Source organism: Trichothermofontia sp. (assembly GCF_053493415.1).
Genome location: NZ_JBRCAD010000164.1, coordinates 1 through 7,977 on the forward strand (window position 1 = coordinate 1; position 7,977 = coordinate 7,977).

A 7,977-nucleotide genomic window follows, 5' to 3' on the forward strand; every position below is an offset into this window, starting at 1 on the left:
GTACCCCCCCACCCCCGCTCCCGATCGCCGCTGATGCGGAGCCGATGACCCTGGAACCGGGTAGGGCCGTGATGATTGGGGAGGTGCGCATTGTGGGTGGCAGCCCCAGTATTGAGGCGTTTATGCGAAATGTCCTGACGACCCAGGCGGGGGGCATGGCCACCCGCCAGCAGTTGGACCAGGATGTGGCGGATCTTTTGGCAACGGGGATCTTTCTCGCCGTCAGCTACCAAACCTATAGCATCAGTGATGGCTTGCTGGTGGTGTTTCAGGTTGATCCGATCGTGGTGCGATCGTTGCAATTGGTGGGCGCTCAGGTTCTGAATCCAGCCAAGGCGGTTGAACTGTTGGGTATCCAGCGGCATGTCATGATTGACCCGATTGCCCTGGATGCGGGGGCGCGCAAGATTAACCAGTGGTATCAGGAGAATGGTTACACCCTGGCCAAGGTGTTGGCGATCCGCCCTAGTCGCGAAGGGGTGGTGGTCCTAGAGGTTTCGGAAGGGGTGATCGGGTCGATCCAATTTCGTTTCTTCGATCGCGATGGCAATCCTGTGGATGCGAACGCTCAACCGATCCAGGGGCGGACAAGGGAATCATTTTTGCGGGAGCAGATCCAACTGCGGGAGGAGGGCGTTTTTCAGGAAAGCGTTGCCCAGGCCGATCTCCAACGGTTGTATAATCTTGGCCTGTTTGGGGGGGTTGGCCTCTCCCTGAGTGGTGAACCGGATCGGGTCGGGGTCATTTATGACCTACAAGAAGTTCTGTCGCGATCGTTGAACTTTGGGGGGGGCTACAGTGACAGCGCCGGGGTGTATGGCACCCTCACCTACGCCGATCGCAATTTCAACGGTCGGGGCCAACAGTTGGGTACGAATTTGCTGGTGGGAACGCGGGATGTCCAGTTTGACCTGAATTTCAAAAACCCCTATCGTGACACGGCTCCCGATCGCCTAGGTTATTCGTTTGAAGTCTTCCGTCGTCGCACCCTGGCCCTCACCTTTACGGGCGGTGATCCCGAAGTGGATCTGCCCAACAATGATTTGCCACGCTTGGGGCGCTTTGGCGGCGGGTTTGCCCTGGAACGCCCCCTCAGTCCTGACTGGATGGGGTCCCTGGGCTTGCGTTATGTGCGATCGAGCATCCGGGATAGCGACGGCACGCTCTCCCCTGAGGATGAGTTGGGGAATGACCTATCCTTTAGCGGCACGGGCATTGATGACTTACTCAGCGTCACCTTTGAGGCAGTCAACGATCAGCGGGATAATCGCACCAATCCCACCCAAGGCTCGCGTCTCTCGCTCAGTATGGAGCAATCCATTCCTGTTGGGCTGGGGAATATCCTGATGAACCGCGTGCGTGCCGACTATAGCTATTACTTGCCCGTCGATTGGCTCAAGTTTGCCGATCAACCGGAAGTCTTGGCGTTTAATGTCCAGGGTGGCACGGTCATGGGGGATTTGCCGCCCTATGATGCCTTTAATCTGGGGGGTCTCAATTCAGTGCGGGGGTATGGGATTGCCGAAGTAGGCAGTGGCCGCAGCTATGTGATTGCTTCGACGGAATATCGCTTCCCGATTTACAAAATCTTTGGGGGGGTTGTCTTTGCCGACTTTGGCTCTGACTTGGGTTCCGGGGATACGGTACCGGGGGAACCTGCGGTGATTCGTGGCAAACCGGGCACGGGCTTTGGCATGGGCCTGGGGGTACGGGTCCAGTCGCCTGTGGGACTGATCCGCGCCGACTATGGCATCAACGATGAGGGTGATACGCTGCTCCAGTTCGGTTTTGGCCAGCGGTTTTAGACGCGCTTAACCGACCCCAACTGCCGCAAGGATCAGCAAGCCGATCAAGGGGATAACCGGGTCTATCAGAAGTGACCGCCGGGACGGTTATCCCACAAGATTGCATCGCGGCTAAGGGAAGTTGGTATGGGAAATGGCACCAACCGCCAATCGCCAAAACCCTTCCCGAACTGATCTCACCCAGCCTCAGCAAACCAACCCCATCTTGATCAAAGCTGACAGCACCCATCACGACGGTTGGCCGAACTAGAATATCCCCATGAGCCATCCCCCCTCATCGTCCCAGGAACCCAGCCCCGATCGCACTGCATCGCCGCCGGAGCAGCGCTCTGATCAGGACTCGCCGTGGAAAGAAATTATCGAACAGTACTTCCTCGAATTCCTCCAGTTCTTCTTCCCCGACGTTCATGCCGCCATCGACTGGCACCAACCCCACGAATTTCTCGACAAAGAACTCCAGAAAATCGTCCCCGCCGCTGAACGCAGTAAACGCTTTGCCGACAAACTCGTCAAGGTCTGGCTACATGACGGCTCCGAAACCTGGATTCTCATCCACATTGAAGTCCAGGGCCGTAAAGATCCCCACTTCCCCGAACGGATGTATGTCTACAACTACCGGATTAGTGACCGTTATAACCGTCCTGTCCTCAGCCTCGCCATCCTCGGTGATGCCAATCCCCAGTGGCGACCCCAGGTTCACCGCCAGGAAATCCTGAACTGCCGCCTCGAATTCCATTTTCCGATTGTGAAACTGCTGGACTACCGCGTTCGCGCAGCGTCTCCACAGGAGAATCGCACCTCGGAGCTAGAGAACAGTCCCAACCCCTTTGCGATCGTCGTCCTAGCACACCTCCAGAGCTTGACCAGTAAACGGAATCTGGAGCAACGTAAAGCTGGCAAGATCCAGCTAATCCGGCGACTATACGAAAAAGGCTACCAGCGTCAGGACATCATCAACCTCTTCCGTTTCATCGATTGGATTCTACAATTACCTCAAGCACTTGAAGCCGAAGTTTGGGAAATCATCACCGCCTACGAACAGGAGGGACAAATGCCGTACATCACCAGTATTGAGCGCCTCGGCATTGAGAAAGGCAGACAGGAAGGCAGACAGGAAGGCAGACAGGAAGGCAGACAGGAAGGCAGACAGGAAGGCAGACAGGAAGGCAGACAGGAAGAAGCCCTGCACCTCTTGCTGAAGGTTCTTAATAATCGCTTTCCGACTGTACCGGACACCATCACAGCCCAGCTAGAACCATTAACACCCGAACAACTAGAGGCATTAGTAGACCTCGCATTCCAGTGTGACTCCTGGACTGGCTTTGTCGCTCACGTGCCAACACTGGAGCAAGAGCGTTCTCCACAGGCGAGCGATCGCGATTCCCTCACCTGACCAGGGGAAAAAGAGTCTGAAAAGATCTCGCGGCCTACGAGCACCACGTATCCTTCCATTTAACGGTACCGGCGGGGGCTAGAATCCAGCGACGGCAAACCAGGTTTTCGTAAATGGGGGCCTGTCCATCCCGTTGAATTGCGTATTTATAGGTAATGGCCTTACCCGCACTTTCGGTAAAGGGAATTTCCCCAAACCAGGTGTTGGGGTTGATATATTCCAAGTGATAGGCGTGGGCAATATCCCAATTCCCCAGTTCAGGACGGTCACCTACCACCACAATACGTTCCCCCATTTGGGTTGAAACTCCGTTGAGTTGGGCGCGGACGATGGTTTTCCCCTTGACGCGATCGCCGATATCACTCAAGACCACCATTTCGTGATGCCCCAAGCTCAATCCTCGCAAAGCCCCTTTCTGCACGTCAAAACGTCGTTTAGTCACCATGCAGAAGTATTCACCATCTTGAAGATCCGTATGGGGGATATCGATCGTCGTTGGGTTGCCCTTATTCATGGCCACAAAACACCGGGAATCCCGATAACGGCGCACAAAGCAAAACACATCCTGGCTCACATACTTTTGTTGTTGGTTCCCCAGGGAAACGGCTGGATTTAAACGCCGTAGTTTCGAGAATTGTTGAATATCCTTAAAGAGGGGGGTATCCGTATCCCAACGGGTCATCATCGGGCGATTATAGGGATCATTCCCACCCTGGGTATTGTCATACAGGTATTGTTCGGTGCCGTAATAAATGCAGGGAATACCGCGACAGGTCATGATCAAACCAATAGCAAGGCGCAGACGATCGCCATCGGGATTTAGGCTTAAAAATCGCTGCATGTCGTGATTATCTACAAAGGTCACTAGTTCACTGGCGGTGTCATAAACCTGATCCTGATCAAATACGGCTTGGACGCGCTCAAACCCCCCCGGCGCATCCCAGGCTAAGGCTTCCCGAATCGCATCGCACAGGCCAAAGTCTAGGATCGACATTCCCGAACGGTTGGCAAACTCAGTAGACTGGCGATTCTGAGGTTTGGAAAATCCCCATTCACCAAAGGCAAATACTGACGGCTTGTGGGTTTGGATGTCAGCCATAAATTCCTGCCAAAACCACAGCGGCATGTGTTTGACCGTATCTACCCGCAGGGCATCGACGCCGCGATCGAGCCATTGTTTGATGGCCGTTTTAATGTAGTGACGATAGTCGGGATTACTCTCATTAAAGGTGGCTAATCCACACAGCTCATAGTACAACATCTGTTCCGGATTCTCCCAATCGGTAATCTCCGGATTGTGGTGATACCAATGGTTGACATCGTTGTAGAAATCAGCGATTAATTTGCCGTCATCGTAGAGTTCACCCTTGTGGCCATTGACATCGGGGCTACTGTGGTTACAGACAATATCGAGAATGAGTTTCATCCCACGCTTGTGCATTTCCGTAATCAAGGTGTCGAAGACGGTGCAACTAAAGAGGGAGTTGTCTTCATCAGCTCCGAGGAAGCGGGGGTTAATCCGTTTAAAGTCTTTGGTCCAATAGCCATGCATGGCGGCGCGGTCAAACTGGAGATGTTCAACCTGCTCAAATAAGGGAGAAACCCAAATGGCGGTGATGCCCAATGCTTTTAGGTAGTCGAGTTTATCAATAATCCCCTGGAGATCCCCTCCCCAATATTTACCCCAATGCTGTCGGGTGGGGTCAAATAAATCCGGATTTGGCCCGACGTTATTGGCGGGATTACCATCGTGGAAGCGATCGACAATAATGAAATAGATGGTTTCCTGGCGAAATTCTAGCGATCGGGTAAATAAAAACTCGAAACCAGCTTCGATCGTCGGGGCGGTTTCATCCGCAAGAAAGCCAGCGGCTGCCCGTACTGCTGTCAAATCCGCCACCGGCGATGAAGTCATAGTCATAGGGATAGGGCCTGAAAGATCTTTGGGCACCTTATCATGTTTCGATTCAGGTCCTCAGGGGTGTTATGACAAATTAACTTTTGCGGACGCTGGCGGGTGGTTTGGGAGTGGGGAAATAGGACCCCCCAGGTACGAAGGACATGCAGGCACCCCAAGGGATTCAAGGGGAAGGTTGATAGTGGCAGAGGAGGAGGGTTTTGTCGTCGTCGGTGCGGGCGTTGAGGCGATCGGAGGTGAGGAAATCAACCAGGTAATTCTCGTCGGGGTCAGGCGGCGACGCGGCTTCGAGATAGGCTTCCAAGGGTTGGAAAAAAGGGGGAAAGGCAGTCCAATCGCGAAAGCGAATGGCAACCCGTTCAACACCATCGGTGGCCGCACAAATGAAGCTGGGGGTATCGGCCCATAGCCGTACTTGCAGGGTTGCGATCGCGTCGGGGGAAGTGACAAAACTGGTCTGGTTGGCAAATTCACCCTTGTCGGGCTGAAAGAGGAGTTGATAGGACTGATGGGGACTCCGCACAACGATAAACCCATCGCCAATCTGCATGGCAGCGAGCCAGTGGGGGGTCGCTAAAAATAGCAGAAGGGTACAGGCAAAATCCGCCAAGGCGCTGTCGGTTGCCTGGGCTTGGCGGTGGAGGGTTTGCCGGGTCCGCTGGACGGCTTTGCTAAACAGACGATGGAGTAAATCAACGGGGGGAAAGTCGGGGAGGGTTGACCAGGAAAATTGCCGCCGTTGTAACCACATTTCGGTCTGACTCAAGTACTGGAGGGTGGTTTCGACCGCGAGTTTGGCCCCTACGTCGGCATAGGCCGCACTCCCGGCCCCATCCGCCACGGCCCCGATCGCGACCTCGCCCAGCACCCGCACAGCGGTCGCATCCTGACAGGGCAACTGCTGTTCCTGATGCCGGGTCCCGATCGCCGATCGCGCAATGGTTGTCCAACTCACAGCCTACTCCTAGGTAGTAATTTGACCCCAACCTACCGGGGGCAAGGCGACGGCTTCCCCCACCTTCGCGCTTGATACCCGCTTCATGGAGGTACTGAGCCACACAAAGAGAGGTTGGAACTGTAGGCCCGTTAATTGGATGGGGGGACGTTCCGGGGGGGCAATTTGGCGTAGAGTGTCCATATCCGCTCCGGCCACTGCCACAGCAAAGAAACAAAACTTGCGATTGGCCTCCCCTTCGCGAATCCGGGCAGCGGCGGCCTGCCAACTATCGGTAGGCGCACCATCCGTGATTAAAAACAACCAGGGGCGATAGTACTGGATGCCATTGGCCTTGTAGACTTCCTTGCGCCCTTCCAGTAAATCCAGCGCAAAGTTAATCGCTTCCCCCATCGGGGTATAGCCCTCAGCCACTAAGGGCGGCGGGTTGAACTGTTCGATCGTCACGAAATCCTGCAACAATTGCACCGGTCCAAAACTGACGATCGCCACCTCCACACTGAGCGCTGCCTTGGTATCCTGCTGGACCTCCTCGCGGAAGACCTGAAGGCCCTGGGTCAATGCCTGAATCGGTTCTCCGGACATGGAACTGGAGGTATCCAGGAGGAGAATCACAGGACAGCGGTTTTCTGGATTGTCAACAAACTCCGGTAATCCGACAGGCATCTCCTTTCCTCGCTGCGGTATAAGGTCGGCGGTAGGACGGGGGGCTGAAGGGGTGTCGCCGGGGCAAACACGCATCGCCAATCCCCCGATTGCCCCGAAAATTCCCTTGCTGAATTTTATTACGCTAGCGATCGTGGCACCAGCCCCAGCCCCTGGCGTGAGTCCCCCGGACCGGCGGAGATGGTGAGTTCTCTGGACCGCGAGACGCCTATCCCAGATGGCCGCTCATCACAGATCTGCACAGATCTGCACAGATCTTTCAGGGATTGTCGCCGCTAGGACTGATGGCAACAACGACTATTTTTATAGTTACAAATATATTCACAATATCCATCGGGGCGATCGCGATCGCGTGGTCGGTCTGCCCAAGCGATCGCTGAAACCTGCCAAAACGCCCAAATGCTTGCAGAATAAGGATAGTGTTGGGGAAAGATGACGAGGGTAGTCGGCTGGCTGGCTAGGTAACCGCAGGACACACCCCGTCAGGATAAAAAATTCCTAACCGGAGACGAGCCGCTGAAAAAAACTCTGTTATCTTAGGGGGCACAATCCAGGATTTTGGCGATGCGCCTGTAGCGTCGTGACGGAATCGCGAGTGCTGTTCGGGAGCAGTCCGTGGACTTGCCCACCAACAGTGACCGCAACAGGGGGCGTTTTTCGGTAAGTTTGCTAACCTCACTGGCAACATTACATAACGAAATTTGGGTGATACCTCATGGCAGCAAGCGACGACTTCAAACAACTCATCCGGGCAGGTAATGTCGCTGAGGCGCTCCAGCTTGCCTTTACCGAGGCGATCGAGCTAACTATCACCACCCGGCTGACACCGGACGATGCGGTGGATGCCACCAGTCCCATGCCCCAACTCCAAACCCGGATTGATCTCCTAGCCGGGACCGTTACCACAGACGTTAGTCCCGATGTCTGCACCCATGAGAACTATGCGGCCCTAGGGCCGATCCATAGCGATCAGGTGCGGGAAGGCTGTCAAGTCATTCAGGATAACCTGGCGAATCTGCAAAGCTTCCTGAGTACCTGGATCGATGTGTTTGGGAAATCGGGTAACCTGCCGACGGCCACCAGTATGGCGGGGATAGCCCCACCCCCTGCCGCGATCGTCGAACCCACACCCGTTGCCGAAACCCCTACCCCCCCTAGCGCGCTCGCCCCTGAAGCGGCAGCCGGTCTAGGCGTAGCAGCGATCGTCCCCTCCCTGATCGACACCCCCTTACCCGAACCC

General features: G+C 55.2%; 6 protein-coding genes. 3 read left to right on the top strand and 3 right to left on the bottom strand.

What is annotated here, in order from left to right:
- Window positions 1-1,805 (top strand): BamA/TamA family outer membrane protein (locus tag ACWIUF_RS14145; protein WP_448573098.1); only part of this gene is annotated, 1,805 nt, incomplete at its 5' end.
- A gap of 259 nt (window positions 1,806-2,064) precedes the next feature.
- Window positions 2,065-3,198 carry an Rpn family recombination-promoting nuclease/putative transposase gene (locus ACWIUF_RS14150; RefSeq protein WP_448573099.1) on the top strand — a complete coding sequence of 378 codons (1,134 nt, stop codon included), beginning with the start codon at window positions 2,065-2,067 and terminating at the stop codon, window positions 3,196-3,198.
- Between the two features lie 34 nt (window positions 3,199-3,232).
- Here the strand turns inward: ACWIUF_RS14150 and ACWIUF_RS14155 are convergent, their stop codons facing one another.
- The 3 genes from ACWIUF_RS14155 to ACWIUF_RS14165 form a co-directional block, all read right to left on the bottom strand.
- Window positions 3,233-5,119 carry an alpha-amylase family glycosyl hydrolase gene (locus ACWIUF_RS14155; protein ID WP_448573100.1) on the bottom strand — a complete coding sequence of 629 codons (1,887 nt, stop codon included), beginning with the start codon at window positions 5,117-5,119 and terminating at the stop codon, window positions 3,233-3,235.
- A gap of 160 nt (window positions 5,120-5,279) precedes the next feature.
- Complete coding sequence (locus ACWIUF_RS14160; RefSeq protein WP_448573101.1) at window positions 5,280-6,071, bottom strand: PP2C family serine/threonine-protein phosphatase; 792 nt, start codon at window positions 6,069-6,071, stop codon at window positions 5,280-5,282.
- A 9-nt stretch (window positions 6,072-6,080) separates the two neighbouring features.
- A complete protein-coding gene (locus tag ACWIUF_RS14165) occupies window positions 6,081-6,737 on the bottom strand; it encodes a vWA domain-containing protein (protein WP_448573102.1) in 657 nt (218 codons plus the stop codon).
- A 715-nt stretch (window positions 6,738-7,452) separates the two neighbouring features.
- Between ACWIUF_RS14165 and ACWIUF_RS14170 the strand changes: the two genes are divergently transcribed.
- Window positions 7,453-7,977, top strand: a 525-nt coding sequence (locus tag ACWIUF_RS14170; RefSeq protein ID WP_448573103.1) for a hypothetical protein, incomplete at its 3' end; no start/stop codon positions are given.